We start from the raw sequence: 16,077 nt of genomic DNA on the forward strand, positions 1-16,077 counted from the left end.
TTCACTCATTGAAGTTGTTTTTATAAAAAAGAAAAACCTGAATCAATGCCATTGCTTTAGAAAATATCATCTAATCAATAAGCATTAATTCAGGTTTTGCCTGCCGAACAGTAACAATCCTTTGTAAGAATCTTATTCTGTTTTCTCCCGGCTATAGAGCCGATGAATATGAATAATAAAATAGACCATTTCCTCCTTCGACATCTCAAAGCTATAATTTACCTTTAAATAACTTTGAACTTTCATCGTACATTGATAAGCGTCAGAGTACTGTCTACTTACTTGTTCAAATAGAGAATTATCGCTGTCTCCATCAGATACTTCCCCTCTAATCATACGATATGCAAAGTAACGTAAATGAGTAGTAAATCGATTGTAATTGGTAGATTCTTCATCAAACGTCATACCGAAGTGATACTTCACTATATTCGTGATACCGTTTACAATCTCGGTCATTTTCATGGTTTGTTCCATTCCCGAAGAGCCTTTTCTAGCATTAAATAGATGTAGTGCTATTGAAGCCTTTTCATCATCTGGTAATTGAATGCCTGTACGTTTCTCAATTATCTGAACAGCGTGATTAGCAACTCGGTATTCATCTTTGTAAAACTTCTTAATTTCCCATAAAAGTGGGTTTCTCACTGTCAGTCCTTCTTGCATTCTTGTTAGCATAAAGTGTATATGATCGGTTAATGATAAATAAATGGTTTCATTTAAATGACAATCTAACTCTCGTTTGGCTAATTCGATGATATCATTAGATAGTTCTAAGTGGTCAGACGGAATTTCTTTAAGCAGTTCAGATAATTTGTCAGAAAGATTTTTTGAATGGATAACGAAGGTTTTTTCCACCTTTGATCCATCGATTTCTTCTCCCACTTTCTTCTGAAAAGCCAATCCACGTCCCATAACAACCATTTCTACATGGTTGTCATTTTCGGTTAATACCACATTGTTGTTAAAGATTTTTTTTATGCGCATAATCTGTCACCTTACCATCTGAGATATTTGCTAACAAAAAAACCTGAACTGATTACAATACTACAGAGTATGTCCTGTACTATTCTAATCAATTCAGGTTTTGCCTGCTAACCAGTAACAATCCTAAAATTCATAATATATGAAATTTATACTTTGAATTTATCATTTTTAAATATAATTGTCAACGCTTTCTTTTTATACGGAATGCAATTAATAATACAGTTAATTGATGCATTCTATTTTATATAGCTCTATAAGGTGCCTTGCTGTCATGTTTAATTTAAAATTTAATTATTGTTTGATTTATAAATTAGTAAGTAAAATTATAATAACGACTACAATGTTAATTAAACCGATTGATAATAATTAAGCAAAAGTGGTTTAAGTGCACGCCTGGTAACATTTTTAGTAGATGGTTTAGATAATAAAATAATATTTATTAAATTTGATTATTAAAACTCCAATAATAGGTCTTCTACTCAAAACAAAAGTCTGTACACGTATACTTAAATAATCCTTGCATGAAAAGGGATTTACTGTTATATTGAATCCAATTAAATATTTTCTTATTTCAATACTTTTTGAAGTGAGGATAGAGGTGCAAAGATCATGAGTACACAATCTGAGGAGAATGAGATCCAATGACAATTGTGGAAAGGGGTATTTGCCGAAGCAGAGAGAATCTCATGTTCTTGAAGCTGGTTCTGCTGTTGAATAAATACAGAACTGTCATATGGGAAACTATATGGAGGGCTATCTTACGCACGGAAACTATTTTTAATAAATATTGTTTCTACTGCAACAACGAATCCCTCGTTGTTGCTTTTTTGCGTTCCTTATGAATGGCCCTAACCCCTCTAGTTTTTAAAATTTTATAAAGGGTGTGTAGTTATGAATTTTGGCCAAGTATTAACAGCAATGGTTACCCCGTTCGATCATAATGGTGAAATTGATTTTAAAGCGACGGAAGCGTTAGTTGAGTATTTAATTGCAAATGGTACAGATGGCTTAGTTGTAGCTGGTACAACTGGAGAGTCTCCAACATTAACCACCGAAGAGAAAATTGAATTATTCAAATGTGTTGTAGAGGCTGCTGCGGGAAGAGTCCCCGTCATAGCTGGAACTGGCTCAAACAACACGAAAGCATCAATCAGCTTAACAAAACTTGCAGAGGAAACAGGAGTCGATGGTATCATGCTCGTTGCTCCATACTACAATAAGCCGTCTCAAGAAGGGTTGTACCAACACTTTAAAACGATTGCCGAATCAACCTCTTTACCAGTTATGCTTTATAATATCCCAGGACGAAGCATAGTTAACATTTCTGTTGAAACAATTGTTCGTCTATCAGAGATCCCCAATGTTGTGTCAATTAAGGAAGCAAGTGGTGACTTGGATGCCATGGCAGAGATCATTAGCAAAACACCTAGTGACTTTACACTATATAGTGGCGATGATGGGTTAACAATACCAGTATTAGCAATTGGCGGAGCAGGAGTTGTTTCAGTTGCTTCCCACATCATCGGCAATGATATGCAAAAAATGATCAATGCCTTCAAAAATGGCGATGTCCAAAACGCTGCTGCTATACATCGCAATCTTCTTCCAATTATGAGAGCATTATTTAGTGCACCAAATCCTTCACCGGTAAAAGCTGCACTAAATCTAAATGGGACACATGTTGGCAGTGTTCGCTTGCCAATGGTTCCTTTAAGCAGTGAAGAGCAAAGTACGCTTGAAAAAGTTTTGCAAACTAGTGGCATTCACATTACCTGTTGTAATAAATAAAAAGAGGTTAGGAGAGGGATTTTCCTCTCTCTTATTTAAAACGACCCATCAATCGACGTAGCAAGGCAAAATCAGTATCTGACTAAGACTCAATCTGTGCCTTTATTTGAAATAATTTGCTGTGACATTTACTTGACTCCTAGTTAATGAATAATATTTTATCACCGGAGCAAACTACTCTAGACGCCGTGAGGCATCTACAACTAATCTTCTTCCTTAGCAAAAAAGCTATTGGTGCCAGATGAGCCAGTAGTTTTTTTCTGTTTTTAGACTGTATAGGATATATAAAGTTAGTTAACATAATGGATTTTATCGGTATTCATACTTAAAACAGAGGAATCATCTAGTTTTTTAAAGACTAGATGATCCCTCTATTTTAAGTCTTATAAGTTTCGTTAGAAGATAACCAATCATAATTGTATAAAATCCAAAAAGCCTCTTATTAACGACTATAAGAGGCTTTTTCTAGAAAGTGTATTTTTAATAATAAGTGTTCGTAAATGTCATGTGTTAGATTAGAGGCGTTCGTATAGTGTTTATACACATAAATGAACAGCAATAAGCGTTCGCCAAATGAAATTGGAGCTTGTCCGTAAACGTATACTTTTACGGACTCTGTATTTGATTCTGTTTCAAACGTTAAAAAAATCAAGTTAAGGGTTTTCTTTGAATTAATGAAATTATTTTAATGCTTTGTTATACTCCTTGAGTTATAGTAGCATGTTTAAATCGCTCATCTTTCTTTTAACTTGCTAGGGAAGTAATACTACACTAATATTGACAGGTACAACAATTGATTTTTAACTAAGAGGTGTATCTATGAAGCTAGATGAGTTTACAATTGGACAAGTATTTGAAACCAAGTCCCTTAAACTAACAAAAGAAGATATTATGAGATTTGCGAAGGAATTTGACCCTCAATATATGCATTTAGATGAGGGAAAAGCGAAACAAGGAAGATTTAATGGGATTATTGCTTCTGGAATACATACAATGGCTATTTCATTTAAGCTTTGGATTGAACAAGGTCTGTATGGGGAAGATGTTATTGCTGGAACAGAGATGAACAATATTAAATTTATAAAACCCGTTTACCCTGGCGATGAATTGTATACCCTTGTCAAAGTTATTGATAAAAAAACTAAAAAAAGTGAAACGGGAATCCTTACTGTCTTATTATCTACTTATAATAAAGAGCAAAAAGTATTTGAAGGTGAGTTGTCGGTACTGATTAAAAGATAAGTTCCTATTGAAATCGGTGAAGTTCTCTAAGAATTTTTTTGTTTTTTTTTCTATAAATGCTTTTCACTCAAAAAAGATAACTTGATTTTCAAGAGCATTCATTCTCTTCAAAATCAGTTACCATAATGGAATTCATAAATACAAAAATAAGTCACATCTTATAAGAAGGAGTGACTTATTTTTACTCGGAATTTAAATTCTCTTATTAATTTTTGAATCTATTTCTGATAGGTAATCAACCTTTATTAGCTAACAGCTTGTTTATTTTTAAATGCTATCTCTAATTCAATTTCTTCTAGCGTTCGACCTTTTGTCTCGGGAACATATTTCATAACAAAGAGGAAAGCGAAAACTCCAATAACTGCATATGTTAAGAATAGGACTCCTACCCCAACAGCCTCTACAAGTACTGGGAATGACATCGAGATGACAATGTTTGAAAGCCATAAAGCTGTACTTGCTACCCCCATTGCTACGCCACGCACATTCATAGGGAAGATTTCACCAAGAATAACCCATACGACCATACCCCAACTTGCTGAATAAGCAACAATAAATAAGGAAAGGCAAGTTAGTAATAGCCATACTGGCACCTCAACCCATGTCATACCAACTCCCAGTGTACCAAGCGCAATCGTCATACCGATGTTTCCGATTAATAACAACTTTTTGCGGCCAATTTTATCAATAAGAAGCATTCCGAGAATTGTAAACAAAATATTAAAAACTCCGATACCTATCGTTCCAGCAATGGCTGCTGTAGATCCAAATCCAGCCGTACGTAGAATCGTTGGTGTATAGTAAATAATTGTATTGGTTCCGATAACCTGTTGAAATACAGCAATGCCGATTCCAACAAATAAAACTGGACGTAACCAAGGGGAAAATAGGTCTTTAAGATTGCCTTTTTTCTGAGACTTTACCTGCATTATACTTTCTATTTCTTCGTCTACTTGTTGTGAATTTCTCGTTAAAGACAATACTCTACGTGCTTCATTTTCACTTACATTCTGCCAAAGCCACCTTGGACTTTCGGGCATAAAGAACATTCCTAACATCAATAAAACAGAAGGAACAACGGCTAATCCCAGCATCCAATGCCAATTTCCTGAAGCTGCAAACATATAATTTACAAGGTAGGCCATGAAGATGCCAAGGGCATTCATAATCGTGTTTAATGAAGAAACTTTACCGCGAATACTAGCTGGGGCCATTTCGGCTAAATAGAGAGGTACAATGCCAGAAGCCCCTCCAACTGCTATTCCCAGTTCAATACGAAACGCAATTAAAGTATGTACATTAGGAGAAATAGCTGTTCCAATTGCGCCAATTGTAAATAGTACACCTAACATAATAATGGTTTTCTTTCTTCCATATTTATCGGCTACAGGTCCACTAAAAGCCGCACCGATAAGGGCACCAATTAAAACTCCACTTACAACTAATCCTTCAAGAAAAGGTGTTAGTCCCATGTCTTTTTTTATAAAAAGAAGAGCACCTGAAATAACTCCTGTATCATAACCAAATAAAAGCCCACCTAAAGCACCAAAACAATAAATTACCCACCTATACATTTTTTGTTTATTCATGGTCCACCCATCCGCCCCTTTAGTTGAATCTTTTTTAGTAAAGAAATACTATTTAGAGTTGTTTCACAGGCTTGAAGTTATTTTGTAAGAACGATAAACTTTCTTCCGCGAATGTATAAATCATATTCATGTTAGCTCCTTTATTAGCTTGAAAAGGATTCGGACCAGGAGCTGTTGCTTCTACTACAACATATCCATCAAAGTTTATCTTCTGTATTCCAGAAATAAATGGCCTAAAGTCGATGTGTCCACGCCCCATGCCTCTTCGATTGCTATCAGCTACATGAAGAATATGTAGGTTGTCCCCTGCATCTAAAAAAGGAAATTCAAGGTCTCGCTCTTCAATGTTCATATGATAGGAATCTAGTAACATTTTCACTTTAGGGTGGTTAACTTTTTTCACAAATTTTGTAGCATCGGCTCCTGTATTAACAATACAACTCTCATATCTGTTTAAAGGCTCTATTACAAGAGTAATATTTAATTCCTCTGCTTTTTTCGTTAATCTTTGTACAGAGTCAATAGCCCATTTCCAATCCTCTCCATTGTTGCCCATTGGAGCTGTTTTTCCAACCGCAGAAGGACAAACAACTAAATATTCTGCTCCTACCTCTTTAACAGCTTCAATTTGCCTTTCAAAGTATGCGACTGCTTTTTTTCGGTTATCTTCGCTTCGGTTAGCTAAATCCTGTTCTTCGTTTGGCCAACCAGTATCGCCTGTCAAACCACTTATTTCTAGATTTAAATTTTTCGCTAATTGTTTAATATCGCGCCAGTTATAGTCATCTACTGCAGCTCTAATTTCTATTGCGTCATACCCAGTTTTTGCAACAAACTCCATTGTCTTTTCTAAAGGAATATCTCCAAAAGTCCAACTGCAAATTGAAAATTTCATTTCTATTCTCCTTTTACACATTTAATTTATTTTAGAAGTGATGCATTTTAGAAATCTAAACCTAAAAAGAAGAATCAAACCCCTAATGATATCGCTTTCTTTTTAGGTCAGATAAAATAGTGATTTTGTAATTGAGATAGTTTAATTAAATCAACTGTACACTTTCCTTAATTTTCACTGGTGCATTTGTCTTAACAGATTCAATACAAGCAAGTGCAATTGAAAGAGCTCTACGAGCATCTTTACCTGTTACATAAGGAGTACTCTCATTACCCACACATTCTACAAAAGAAGTAAGTTCTGAGACATAAGCATCATGTAATAATTCAGTGTCTCTTCGGTATGTATCGCTACTTATTCCTTCTGCAGTGTAGCGAATCATATTTGTTTGTTGAACACATCCAGCTGTCACCATTCCAGCTGAACCAAATACTTCACCGCGAACATCATATCCATAAACTGCTTGGAAATTTGCTTCAGCTGTTGCAATTGCTCCGTTATCAAAACGGATGTTAACAACCGCAGTGTCAAGGAGACCTTTATCCTTAAAGTCTGGACGTACAAGTGCATCAGCTACTGCATAAACTTCAATCGGTTCTGCACCTGGATTTAAATAGAGCAGAGCATCAAAATCATGAATGAGCGTTTCTAAGAATATCGTCCATTCTGGAATTGGAGTAGGATCCCCTAATCCTGGATCACGTGTCAATGATCTCAATAACTGTGGAGTTCCGATTTTACCTTCTACAATATCGTTATAAGCAGCTCTAAAATCTGAAGCAAAACGACGATTAAAGCCTACTTGTAAGGGAACGTTTGCTTCCTCTGCTGCCAATATGGCTCTATCTGCTTCTTCTAGGGTAATTGCCATTGGTTTTTCACAGAAAACTGCTTTCCCTGCATTAGCAGCAGCCACAACAAGATCTGCATGTGAACGGGCAGGAGCTGCAATAACTACTGCGTCAATATCTGGATCTTGAAACATTTCCTTTGGATCTGTATATGCCTTTGATACTCCGAGTTCTTTAGCAAGTCTTTCAGCAGCTCCCGAAACTGGATCAGCAATTGCGTTAAGGGTTGCCCCATAGATTTTACGAGCCACTGTTCTTCCATGAAAACTTCCCATACGTCCTGCACCAACTAGACCAATTCTAACTTCTTTCATCTTTCTTCCCCCTTAAGATTAAATAAAGTTACGTTCCTCTTGCAGCTTTTTTATAGCGCTTTCATTTTTGGGTTAATCAAACCTTTTAAAACTTGCAAAGCTAACAAGTAAGGAAAGCTCTTTCCTTGATATTGAGTTTATCCTCTAGGTTTTTTATTGTCAATAATTTTTTAAAAATTTAAATAATATATAAAATTGTCTCTTCCACCTGAGTTTTTAGATTATATAGCCTTTTTAAGCATTATGAAAATGGTAAATCAATTCTAAGTTTCTTGTAAGTGTTAGTAAAATAAAATTAGACATCCTATAATTAAGGAAAGTACTTTCCTTTTTAGGTTTTCTTAAAATCATTAAGAATTATGATAATAAATTAATAGAGTTAATAGGAAAGCTCTAAATAGATTGCCCATAGATAACTATATTTCAGATATAAGGTGGACTTTAGCACATAGAAAAAATAGCAATATCTTACCTATGTAAATAAAAGAATTTAGATAAGCATAAAGGCATATAAGGAATAGATTAATACGTTGTTAGTTGCGGTAATGAAATAGAAGGCTGTTTTAAATAAGCTAAATTCTCTATAGATATTGTGTAAGGTTCTTATAATTTAGGATTATTGATTTTTTTACTGTGAAAAAGATAGCAAAAAAAAGCCACATAGCTTCAAAACAAGCTGTGTAGCTTTTTTACTCCTAAAAATCAATTATTCAATACATAAGTATCTAACTTTAATGACGGTATTAATTACTAAAAGGTTTAATTATTTTATCTACATTCATGTATTCGTTTTATTATGAGAAGTAGATGCACGAACTACTAATTTTGGGGATAAAACGATTCGTTGCTTCGTCTCCTTTGAATCTTCAATCTCCTGTATTAATAATTCAACAACCTTCTTACTCATTTCATGAATAGGTTGAGCTATTGTAGTTAAAGGAGGATCACAAATTGTCGATAGGACAGTGTCGTCAAACCCAATAATTGATAGGTCTTGCGGAACCTTTACCTTAAGTTCACGCGCACCCTGTATTGCTCCAATCGCAAGAAATTCGGTTGAGGCAAAAATAGCTGTTGGGGAAACAGGCAAATGTAGAAGTTCACGTGTAGACTGTTTTCCTTCATCAAGTGAAGTATTATTGAGAGATACTAAACTTTCATCATATGGCAATCCTGCTTTCTCAAGGGCTTGCTTATATCCCTCAAATCTTGCTCCTATAGTTGGAAACTTAATGTCTTCAGTAATCATTGCAATTCTTTTATGACCTAAGCTTATCAAGTATTCTGTAGCCTCATAGCCTCCCAGAAAATCATCCACTAATACTGCATCCACAGCAAGCGAAGATACATCTCTCGAAAGTAATGCAACTGGAATGTCAGCCTTAAGGAGCTCCTTAATGGCTTTATCTTCTTTTAATCCAGTAGCAATTATAATACCATCTATGTACTTTTGTTTTAATATAGAAATGTATTCGATTTCATTTTTCAAATCATTGTCCGTACTACAAATCATTAAACTAAAGCCGAACTTCTTAACATGATTTTCAATACCCCTTGCTATCTCTGCCATGAAAGGATTTGCAATATTAGGTATCAAAAGCCCAATAGTTTGAATACGCTTTTTGACGGAAGCTACCACACTAGGTTGATAGTCTAACTGATGCATGGTATCCCTAACCTTTTGTCTGGTTTTCTCTGCAATACTTCCTGTATTATTTAATACTTTAGAAACGGTTGAAATGGATACTCCAGCTTCCTTTGCTACATCATATATGGTTGGTTTCATTCCCTTTCCCTCTTTTCTCTTAACGCATCATACATTTATTTTAACTTATTTTAATTATAGGCGAAATGATTACCAAATTAAGTTTATAACTTGTAACAATCTTTTTTTTATCTTTAGGTATTAATAGTTATTCATATGTGATACAAACCTAATAAACATAAGAGTGTTCATGTAAACTAGTGATGTATATCATATTCATTAATTTTTCTCTTTTTATAATATGGTAAAATGTAATTATAAGGAAATTATTGGAGAGATATTCTTGTTTAAGACGCTACCATACAGAATAGCTACGACCTTGCTTGCATTGGTGATCGGTTTATTGAACTATCCCAGTGAAATTTCAAACTTTGCTTTTATAGTATCTTTTATGGGACTATTTTTCATTATGGAATCAATTGTTCCTAATTTGAAACGTAAAGTTAGTTTAATTGGGATTTTTTCAATTTTTTTTGTTGTGATATGTGCGATTACATATCTTAATGCTTAAAGCCAATCCTTTTTGGATTGGTTTTAATTTATTCCTATAATTTTGATTATGGTAACTTGTTCAAGATAAATGTTTTATCTCATATAGACAAATGGATACTCTCTAAAAAAGCCATTGAAATAATAATCAACTGCTTTTTTGTAAACTGTAATTTCCGATAATTTAACGTATTGATTGAGAGGATAATAGTCATATTTAAAATAAATTAGGAGTCATGGATGTTGGATATAAGCCTCAAATTGAGCTAACAAATTCATATAGTTCTCAGGTGGATTAATGTCTGGTTTTCTTTGACGTATAACTGATAGAGCTTGGTCACGTTTTAGGCTAAAACGCTGCATATAAAACGCTGTAATGACAAATCCTAGACGTTGAATTCCTGCTGTATCATGTAATAGAACAGAGTACCCGGAATCAATTAGGTTATTTATCAATTTAGTCATATCTATAGTCCATTGCACACTGGGAGGTGAAGAGAGAGTAAGAGGCGCCCAAATCATGATCCGGTGACTGAAGTCAAAAGGTGGTTGATCCTGTTGTATTTGAAGATTTATAATAGCTGAAATATGGCTATAAATAAAATTCCAATCGAAGTTTCTTATTCGTCCCCCAATATATAACCTTCCTGGTATCATTTCCACCATACTTATGAGATAACCCTCCTTTATAAAAGATATCTTCCAAAAATGCTCTTTAATTCTGATAAAGTTTAAAACTGCACATAAAAATATAATTTTTTACTAAAAGGCTTTTCACTATTTTATTTCCTATAATTTGTTTTATGTTGACTAGAAACGTAAGGAATATAAATAAAAAAGACTTTAAGCCTTAAGAGATATATTTAAGGCTTAAAGCAAAGTAAATAGTAAATGAAATGACTAAGTAGCAACTGATAATCCCTATTCTTACAGGTTTAGAATACCCTTTTAGCCAGCCCCATCTTTTATCGTCGTAATCGAAAATAAAATAGTCTGCAACGACCGACAAAATAATAATGATACCTACTATTAGCAAACTCATTTTTTATCCCCCATTTACGTATTTATTAAATAATATACCAAAATTAACAATAAATAACAAAATATCACCTGAAATATCTGCTATATTAATTTCAAATACACATATACAAAAAGAACCCTTTGCCCATGTAGGCAAAGGATTTTCAAATTTATTGGAATAGGGGGAATACATTATTAGTCTGGCCAGATTTGTAGATTCATATACATATACCTTTAAAAACAAATGTTGGCATTAACTATATTTATAGAAATAACCTTTACTTCGTTATATTGTTCGTTAATTAAATACTAAATTACTTCATTTATTATTAATGTTTTAACATTTACTCTATGTGACGACAAATGGATCATTTTTCTACAACCTATGTAAATAATAAAGTTATTTTAAATAAAGTACTTTAAAGATTACTTAAAGGAATAAAAGAATTGGGTAAATTTAATTTGAATAAAAAACCTTAGCAAATCTAAGGGATTTTTTGCTTGCAGTTAAATCATCTCCTTTAAAGGTTAATCTTTATTGTTTAGGATTTTTAAATCACTTTATTATTGCTTCTCTGTTGAATGATCCATTCTTTATCTGGATGGAGAAAAAATTTAATCAACCCTTCTTCATCATTTGATTTATCTCTTCTTCTTTTTCTTTATTTAGTTTTGAAGGACTAAACTTATTACTTAAGCTATCCCGTCTAATCCTCTAAACATAAGCTGCTTTAATCGGTGTCATATATTTTTCTATTTCTTTCACTGTATTGGTCTCCTTTTTATGCTATTCTAAAAAAGAAGAGCATAAGGGGTTTTTGCTATCACAGAGCGTGATAGGCTAGGCAGAGCCTAGCAAAACCGTGATATCACAAGAAGTTCTCCAAGAACCCCCTCAGCGTCCCCCTGTGTTTTTTCACTTCATGGCTAAATCTTGTTGCTTTTCATTCAATTTTTGGAGCTTTTCTTGTAAACTTTTTTGTTCATCTTTATAGAGCTGAATGCTTTCATTACTTGATTGAATGGCATCCTTTTTCATCGCAATTTTTGATTCAGTATCGGCTTTTTCCTCATTCACTTGGTACTTCATATCACGTTGTAACTCGTTCATTTCTTGTTGGGTTTGACGTTTATGTTTGGCTTCTACCGTGATTGCTTTTTCATAGTTTTTCATTTTCTTTTTGACAAATTGTTTCTCTAAATCATTAACCAAAAGCGCATATTCTTGTTTGGTTTTTACTCCTTTTCCTTCTTCGCTTTTCGTTTTTCGTTGGTCAGAATAGAGCGTCGTAATTAACGCATGAGCATCTATTTCCTCTGTTGAATCTGTTTCTGAATCACTCGTTACATCATCCACGTTTACCGTTTCTTTTTCTTCATTTTCTTGATATAGATCAAAGGCAAGTGCTTACCAATTTAGAGATAGATCGCTGATTCTTACCACATAATAGCCCTCATCTTCATACAATAAATGAACAGATAATTTGATGTTTGGATTCGCTTTTTCTCTTTTTCAAAGGGCTTTACTGACTTTAATTGCTCATCCTTTAATGTTCTTTCATCGAATAACACTATAGTACGTATCCTCCTTTTAACTTTTGAATAGAATTTGATTAAATTGTTAGTAGTAACCTGTAGCAATGGACAAAAAGAAAGAACGTGTTTCCATGAAAACACGTTCTGACTGTACGTTGTTACACTATCTGTTTAGTGAAGATGAACTAACTAGTAAACCATGATTCCTCTAACTTTCTGTATTCTTACGTATTAATTTATCACGATCAATAAATTGAGGAGGTTTCTCCATCCAAGAACGCTCAATTAACATATTCGCTCCATCTTCAGCATAGGCTCCTGATTTCATAATAAATTTACTATAAAGAGCTGCTAAATCATGCCGTATACTTAAGGACATCGCGCTCCCATATGTTGCAACTCCAAGGGCACACAATGCATTAACAAAACAAAGCATAACCTGCTCTGAATAAGGAGCTACAGTGGAGTCTGTAACACACGTATCCCAGGTCATAGAGGCAGGAATATCACTTTCATGTAACATTCCATGAGTATTATAGAGAATATCTGAAGTGAGTTTCGTACCGCGTATAAAATGCTTTTTTAGCTCAACATCCTTCGCTACTTGAGAGAAGCCTAAAAGGACATCCTTCCCCAGTTCATTATTAAGTGATGTCATATATAAATGAGAGGTTTCCAGTGCAAGTAGAGATCGTTTATGCCCAAACCATCCGGTTAGAAACTTCTGCTCTGTCACAAACTCTACTTTCTTTGGGTAATCCATATAAGGTGGTCGAATAAAGACACCTTTTTCCTTCATAACTTCTCGTGTAGCACCATTAAGGCTAATCGCCTCTTCCACATATTTATGGAATAAATCATGGATATCCTTCCGACAGGCCAATGTAATACCACCTGCATGTGCAGTCATTCCAAATTTACTCATGTGTAGAAGATAGGCCATATAAAAAACATCTGTAAAAAGACGGGGCGCATTCAATTTAACATGTTTTTCTACGGGAAACCCCACGGGTTTAGGAATTCCTTCTTGTTGAAAAAGCGTTTCTATTTCTACTAGATGCGCTTGAGCTACATTAATGGTTTCTTCTAAAAGAGGTTTGACATCTGGATCCTCTACTGTTTGTAAAAAATGAGTTACCATACAGATATTTAAACTATCATTCATATAAGTATTCCACAGGTTTGAGATTTCAGCGCTTGTAAGACGCGATGATTTATTCATTTCTACCATATATTATCCTCCATTCATGTTTATCTTTTACATAAAATGGTAACAATAAACATAAGTTTGAGGATTTTAACTTGGACTTTCCATTCAGAACCACCCTATCTACCAGGGGTGGTTTTTTCTTATCTTTAATAAGTCCCTTTTTATTCTTGTTCCCTATCAATCGCACAATACGTGCTCTTCTTCCGTACAAGTGTAAGCAATAGCACCTCGTACATCCGTTTTTTAGGGTTCGTACTTAGTCTAACGATCCATCACACTCCAAATATGCCCATGAAGATATAAAAGGGAATTTGAAGCGTAGGATGAATAAAAAAACGTAACATCATCGTCACCATAAGTAAGCCAATAATGAACAACAAATCAAAAAGATAAAGAGATTTATTAATCTTTAATTCCGTCGAGATTTCTTTTGGGATGTTATAGTTTGCCATGACCCTTCTCCTTTCCATAAAAAAGAGAAGTAACGCTTGTTACTTCTCTTCTGGTTTATTTCGTTTCTTTGATCCAAGTTTTCGTAAATCTCGTCCTGTATTTCGTCCAATTTGATAAGAGCGTTTTGTTTTATAGAGTGTTTGCGATTTATCAATACGTTCTCTTACTTTTCCCACGCCTCCTCTAACCTACCTATAATTATACTTATTTACAAAAATCACTAATTACACCCTAACCTTAACTTAAAGTATCCAATTTTCCAACAGCCCAATACTTATCTTTTGTACATTAACTAACCTGTGTTTAATCTGTAACTTGTATTTAAGAATGTTTCAATTTTACATTTAATAAAGATAAACACCACTATAAAATATAAAAGATGCTTTGTATCCCCAAATAAGTTCAACCTAAGTTCACCTTTGGTTAAACTAAAGGTGAACTTAGGTTATCCGACATGCACACTACATTCCAGACAAGTTAAACCATCACCTCAACAAGTCCAACTAAATCCGTCACTTGTCCGAATATTCGTCGGAAAGATGTACAAGATGTCGTTTTGTACGACTCTTTTTGTTTTCTTAATGTCTTTATTTGTTCAAAATGTTGTTTTGTACGATATAAAACGTTTCTATTATGTTATCATGATGTCATGATGTATTTTTTCAAAGGAGGTTTTTTGTAATGGACTACGAAAAAGTGTATTCTTTGACGGCAATAGCAGACAAACTAGGGCGTTCAAGGTCTAGTGTCTATGATTGGCTCCATACATATAAGGAATTTATAGAACCGCACACCGTCGGAAAAGGCCGGACAAAGAAATACAAAGAATCTATTTTTCCTGTATTGTCACTTATAGAAGACTTGAAAGCCGAAGGGCATCCTAATGACTATATTCGTGCTTTGCTTGCTTCGGAAGGTCATGATATTGTTGTTGAAGGAGAAACAAATGAGAATGCTCCAGTTTTGACACAATTAACTGAAGCATATAAAACTATCCTAACGAAAGTTGAAACGCTGGAATCACAAAATGAAGATTTAGCACGTCAAAATGAAAAAATGGCAAATGCTATGCAGGCAATGGCTGAAGTAATACGACAAACGGCGGCAACTAATGAAGAGAAAGAAGCAGAGCGTGAAAAACGACAACTTGAACGTGATCAAATGTTAATAGATACTATGCGACAGCTTCATGCTGACAAACAACAGGAACCGAAAGGCTTCTTCTCAAAACTATTTGGTAAGTAAAAGAACCCCAACGAATTAATCGTTAGGGTTCTTTTATTTATATAGTCGGTCTCCACCTACTAAAAGGGTTATTCTCATTTGAAGATTTACATAATCTAAACGTTTTTGGCATAAAAAACAACAATTTTAACACATTCTAAGCTAATTGGGGAGGGGAAAAAAATTCCCCTCCCCAAAACTAAAAATCTCATATATGATGGACTCAACCTCTACACTAATATGGGATCTGCGTAGCTAAATATACTTCTTTTGATATATTTTACTAATTTTTTATTGAATTATGAGACTACTTAACGCTATAATTAAACTAACAAAAATGTCCGGAATAGAAAAAAGACTTCAACTGTTTAAGTAGTGCAGCAACACTCTTAAACCGTTCACCCTAATCACGGTAGGGAAAACACTTGTCGAAGTCTCTTGTTAATAGAGTTAGTTTTTCTATAAAATAAAACTTATGGTTTTATTTTATATGAAATTGACATCTATTTCAAGGGCTTAGTTCATCAAAATCAAGACATTGTTTTCCTTTTTCCAGGGAAACAGTGTCTTTTTTGTGTTCCTTAAAGGAGAAGATGAACAAATGACAAAGATCTTGACCTGCTATTTAAAAGATGTAGACACATTCAATGGACGGTTCAAATGGTTATGGACCCACAAGTCCACACTTCGGAAAAAGAAAGAAGAGTTTTTAGAAAATCT

The 16,077-nt window shown here is 34.1% G+C and carries 13 protein-coding genes, 1 pseudogene and 1 riboswitch; of the genes and pseudogenes, 3 read left to right on the forward strand and 11 right to left on the reverse strand.

Going from position 1 to position 16,077, the window contains the following annotated elements:
- Positions 1 to 132: 132 nt before the first annotated feature.
- Positions 133 to 981 (reverse strand): BglG family transcription antiterminator LicT, encoded by an 849-nt coding sequence (gene licT, locus LAV82_RS27755; protein WP_211080220.1) that lies wholly within the window; start codon positions 979 to 981, stop codon positions 133 to 135.
- Between the two features lie 585 nt (positions 982 to 1,566).
- A riboswitch (Lysine riboswitch) is annotated at positions 1,567 to 1,745 on the forward strand.
- Positions 1,746 to 1,872: 127 nt separating this feature from the next.
- On the opposite strand from licT, the gene dapA reads away from it, so the two are divergent.
- Together dapA and LAV82_RS27765 are read left to right on the forward strand one after the other, a co-directional pair.
- Positions 1,873 to 2,769, forward strand: coding sequence for a 4-hydroxy-tetrahydrodipicolinate synthase (dapA, locus tag LAV82_RS27760; RefSeq protein ID WP_499717405.1), 897 nt, complete (start codon positions 1,873 to 1,875; stop codon positions 2,767 to 2,769).
- Between the two features lie 819 nt (positions 2,770 to 3,588).
- Positions 3,589 to 4,011 carry a MaoC family dehydratase gene (locus LAV82_RS27765; protein ID WP_074898268.1) on the forward strand — a complete coding sequence of 141 codons (423 nt, stop codon included), beginning with the start codon at positions 3,589 to 3,591 and terminating at the stop codon, positions 4,009 to 4,011.
- Between the two features lie 245 nt (positions 4,012 to 4,256).
- Here LAV82_RS27765 and LAV82_RS27770 read toward each other — a convergent pair whose 3' ends face one another.
- From LAV82_RS27770 to LAV82_RS27815, 10 genes and pseudogenes are all read right to left on the reverse strand, one after another.
- Positions 4,257 to 5,600 (reverse strand): sugar porter family MFS transporter, encoded by a 1,344-nt coding sequence (locus LAV82_RS27770; protein WP_074683080.1) that lies wholly within the window; start codon positions 5,598 to 5,600, stop codon positions 4,257 to 4,259.
- Between the two features lie 52 nt (positions 5,601 to 5,652).
- Positions 5,653 to 6,495 (reverse strand): sugar phosphate isomerase/epimerase family protein, encoded by an 843-nt coding sequence (locus tag LAV82_RS27775; protein ID WP_074898265.1) that lies wholly within the window; start codon positions 6,493 to 6,495, stop codon positions 5,653 to 5,655.
- Positions 6,496 to 6,640: 145 nt separating this feature from the next.
- A complete protein-coding gene (locus LAV82_RS27780) occupies positions 6,641 to 7,660 on the reverse strand; it encodes a Gfo/Idh/MocA family oxidoreductase (protein ID WP_499717406.1) in 1,020 nt (339 codons plus the stop codon).
- Positions 7,661 to 8,438: 778 nt separating this feature from the next.
- Positions 8,439 to 9,446, reverse strand: a complete 1,008-nt coding sequence (locus LAV82_RS27785) for a LacI family DNA-binding transcriptional regulator (RefSeq protein WP_211079971.1) — start codon at positions 9,444 to 9,446, stop codon at positions 8,439 to 8,441.
- Between the two features lie 702 nt (positions 9,447 to 10,148).
- Positions 10,149 to 10,580 (reverse strand): dual specificity protein phosphatase family protein, encoded by a 432-nt coding sequence (locus LAV82_RS27790; protein WP_499717407.1) that lies wholly within the window; start codon positions 10,578 to 10,580, stop codon positions 10,149 to 10,151.
- 184 nt (positions 10,581 to 10,764) lie between these two features.
- Positions 10,765 to 10,956: a hypothetical protein gene (locus tag LAV82_RS27795; protein ID WP_057240453.1), complete on the reverse strand. Its 192-nt coding sequence runs from the start codon at positions 10,954 to 10,956 to the stop codon at positions 10,765 to 10,767.
- A gap of 894 nt (positions 10,957 to 11,850) precedes the next feature.
- A complete protein-coding gene (locus tag LAV82_RS27800) occupies positions 11,851 to 12,291 on the reverse strand; it encodes a hypothetical protein (RefSeq protein WP_499717408.1) in 441 nt (146 codons plus the stop codon).
- 387 nt (positions 12,292 to 12,678) lie between these two features.
- Entirely contained in the window at positions 12,679 to 13,701 is a 1,023-nt protein-coding gene (locus LAV82_RS27805) for a DUF3231 family protein (protein ID WP_211080231.1), read from the reverse strand.
- 140 nt (positions 13,702 to 13,841) lie between these two features.
- Positions 13,842 to 14,132: pseudogene (locus tag LAV82_RS27810) on the reverse strand (DUF5592 family protein).
- Positions 14,133 to 14,171: 39 nt separating this feature from the next.
- Positions 14,172 to 14,309 carry a hypothetical protein gene (locus LAV82_RS27815; protein ID WP_211080232.1) on the reverse strand — a complete coding sequence of 46 codons (138 nt, stop codon included), beginning with the start codon at positions 14,307 to 14,309 and terminating at the stop codon, positions 14,172 to 14,174.
- Positions 14,310 to 14,814: 505 nt separating this feature from the next.
- Between LAV82_RS27815 and LAV82_RS27820 the strand changes: the two genes are divergently transcribed.
- Complete coding sequence (locus LAV82_RS27820; protein WP_211080233.1) at positions 14,815 to 15,378, forward strand: helix-turn-helix domain-containing protein; 564 nt, start codon at positions 14,815 to 14,817, stop codon at positions 15,376 to 15,378.
- Positions 15,379 to 16,077: the final 699 nt, after the last annotated feature.

This window comes from Bacillus sp. ILBB4, from assembly GCF_035064545.1.
GTDB lineage: Bacteria > Bacillota > Bacilli > Bacillales > Bacillaceae_H > Priestia.

Bases quoted from the DNA above. Each gene is read 5' to 3' on its own strand.
- LAV82_RS27770 (WP_074683080.1), bottom strand. From the start codon at position 5,600: ATGAATAAACAAAAAATGTATAGGTGGGTAATTTATTGTTTTGGTGCT.
- dapA (WP_499717405.1), top strand. From the start codon at position 1,873: ATGAATTTTGGCCAAGTATTAACAGCAATGGTTACCCCGTTCGATCAT.
- LAV82_RS27785 (WP_211079971.1), bottom strand. From the start codon at position 9,446: ATGAAACCAACCATATATGATGTAGCAAAGGAAGCTGGAGTATCCATT.
- LAV82_RS27805 (WP_211080231.1), bottom strand. From the start codon at position 13,701: ATGGTAGAAATGAATAAATCATCGCGTCTTACAAGCGCTGAAATCTCA.
- LAV82_RS27820 (WP_211080233.1), top strand. From the start codon at position 14,815: ATGGACTACGAAAAAGTGTATTCTTTGACGGCAATAGCAGACAAACTA.
- LAV82_RS27765 (WP_074898268.1), top strand. From the start codon at position 3,589: ATGAAGCTAGATGAGTTTACAATTGGACAAGTATTTGAAACCAAGTCC.
- LAV82_RS27795 (WP_057240453.1), bottom strand. From the start codon at position 10,956: ATGAGTTTGCTAATAGTAGGTATCATTATTATTTTGTCGGTCGTTGCA.
- LAV82_RS27780 (WP_499717406.1), bottom strand. From the start codon at position 7,660: ATGAAAGAAGTTAGAATTGGTCTAGTTGGTGCAGGACGTATGGGAAGT.
- licT (WP_211080220.1), bottom strand. From the start codon at position 981: ATGCGCATAAAAAAAATCTTTAACAACAATGTGGTATTAACCGAAAAT.
- LAV82_RS27775 (WP_074898265.1), bottom strand. From the start codon at position 6,495: ATGAAATTTTCAATTTGCAGTTGGACTTTTGGAGATATTCCTTTAGAA.
- LAV82_RS27790 (WP_499717407.1), bottom strand. From the start codon at position 10,580: ATGGTGGAAATGATACCAGGAAGGTTATATATTGGGGGACGAATAAGA.